The organism is Patescibacteria group bacterium (assembly GCA_022560785.1).
Taxonomy (GTDB): Bacteria; Patescibacteriota; Minisyncoccia; order Phycocordibacterales; family JADFSL01; genus JADFSL01.
This window is the reverse complement of the sequence record JADFSL010000053.1, coordinates 1-2338: the sequence shown is the minus strand read 5'-3', so window position 1 is coordinate 2338 and position 2338 is coordinate 1. Positions and strand designations below refer to the sequence as shown.

Below are 2338 nucleotides of genomic sequence, written 5' to 3'. Positions count from 1 at the left end.
TTCTCGCCGGAAAGACATATCTTAAATACCGGAAGCGTAAGGGAACCAAGCTGTCTCCACTGCCGGATTTTTTCATAGGTGCTCATGCGGCCGTAGACAAACTGGAATTAATGACAAGAGATACGCCGCGATACAAGTCATATTTCCCAACCGTTAAACTCGTATCACCATAAATGTTTTTAGACTGGAAGTACAAAGTAACAAAAAATGGGGAACCAAATACATCGCGGTAGAGTACAAGGCGAGCGGCGCGATGAGAGTGGCATGAGATGTGTCTGGCGCTGAATAACAGATGAATTCATCTCAAAGGCGCTCCCCGGACAAAAAGCGCCGAGGACAAGAAAGTCCGCAGAGAAACAAGAGACCAGAAGCAAGAAAAATAATTAGCCACACTTGCCTACCGGCAGGCAGGGATTAGCGCAGAGAAAACAATGAGGCTTAAACATCAGGACACACAGAGATATAACCAGTAAGGTATGATTTAGTGCTGACAAGATATGTAAACAAAATTGTGCTAGATAACATTACCTTTGTTTTATATTCAGTGTCGAAATTAGTTTTCATTTGGTAAAACCAATTAAACCTAGAATATATAATAAAAACAATAGGCCAATAATACTTGCTATTATTTTGATAAGTACTCCGGGCATACAAACTTCATTTGTCTCTTTTATTTTCCTTACATTCTCAAAATCGCATTCAGGACACACCCACTTTTTGGTTGAAAGCCTCCAGATTGAATAAACTAAACCTGGAAACATAAATAGCAACCATAATACCAATTCCACAGCAACGGAACCTTTGGTAATACGCTTACCGTTTCCTTCGTACTTACAATTGGGGCATTGTATTTCCATCATAACGTATTCCTTAAAAGATTATTTTTCACAGGGCTCTCTGGTTTTTGTATCTTGTAGTAATGTTCTCATTACCTGTACAGCATTAACCACAGCCTTGTGATTTATCATCCGGGCTCTTTACCTTTGATTATTAGATGGACTTATAAGAGTACCAAATCAGCCATTCATGTCAACATGGAATAGTCTGAAACAATTTATAGCTGGCAGGAGATGTATCTGGTGCTGAATAACAGATGAATTCACCGCAAAGGCGCTCCCCGGACAAAAAGCGCCGAGGACAAGAAAGTCCGCAGAAAAGCAAGAGACCAGAAGCAAGAAAAGAAAATTTAGCCACAGATATTCACAGATGATAAAGCATTTTCTATAGCCAAAACCAATTAACCGACTTGTTTTGGTCAAGAGTTGCCTGAAGTTCTTCAACGTGTAATAGGAATTGTCGCATCATTTGGAAAACAGATATGGGTAGTTTGAATAATGCATTTGGATTGTGATAGACTGCTGACCTATCCTTACTGAATACGATATTACCCTCTGGAAGAACTTTCCTTTCAACATAGACGATAGCCGAAAGTTCAGATGGCAACTTCGAAAAACCAATAATGTTACCCAAAAGAATATTTGCAAGTTCTCGATAAAGCTGCGTTCCAAAACCACTCCAGGTTGTATAATCAAACAATATTAATACACTTGGCTTCTTTTTTGATGCACCGTATTTGATTTGTTCAACTTTTTCTTCAACTACTCTTAAGAACCTCTCAATAGTTACATTGTGGTTTAGAGGGGCACCTTCACCAGATTCTATTAGCTTCTTTTCTTTTTCCGATAAGTTTGAGGTTGTTACCTCACAAAAGAATTCAATAGGTTCGATAATGTGAAAATCTGGTCTTTTATAATTACCAGCTTTAATAGGTGATGCTGACCACCCAAAAGAATTGATAAATTGCCACCAAGCGAGTTCATTTACGGCTCCCAGATGATCATAATTATTAAAACTCTCAAGAGCTTGTTTCAAATGTTTTTTATGCTTATTAGATAGTGGAAATCGATCAAACCATAGACGAAGAGTGCTAAGATAAATCCCTCCTGAACCGTTAATTTGGTTCACAACCTCATCCACCCATTCTTTACCTACTTTTCTAGAGGATGCATTACTAAACCAGTCTTCATCGAAAAGAATTATTTGTTTTTTACTCTTCATCCTTGTTAGACAGGTAGTTTGGTGGATGCGGTGAAATCCTAAATCAACAAACTTCAATATTCAATCGTAAATCCACAATCAGTACCACATCAACTTTTTAAAATATGGTTGTATCTCTTGTTTCTAACTTCTCCATCTATTTTTTTCTCTGCGTTCTCTGCGTCTCTGCGGTGAATCTTGCCTCTAACTTCTCGTTTCACCTGAGCTTCAGAGTAACATTATTATCAAGCTCACCACCATGACAATACTCCAGTATGTCATCTGCCCTGCCCCCTGCGTA

1 protein-coding gene is annotated in these 2338 nt (G+C 38.5%); it reads right to left on the bottom strand.

Annotated elements, in window-relative coordinates:
* Positions 1-1221: 1221 nt before the first annotated feature.
* Entirely contained in the window at positions 1222-2058 is an 837-nt protein-coding gene (locus tag IIB50_03265) for a hypothetical protein (protein ID MCH7530107.1), read from the bottom strand.
* Positions 2059-2338 lie beyond the last annotated feature (280 nt).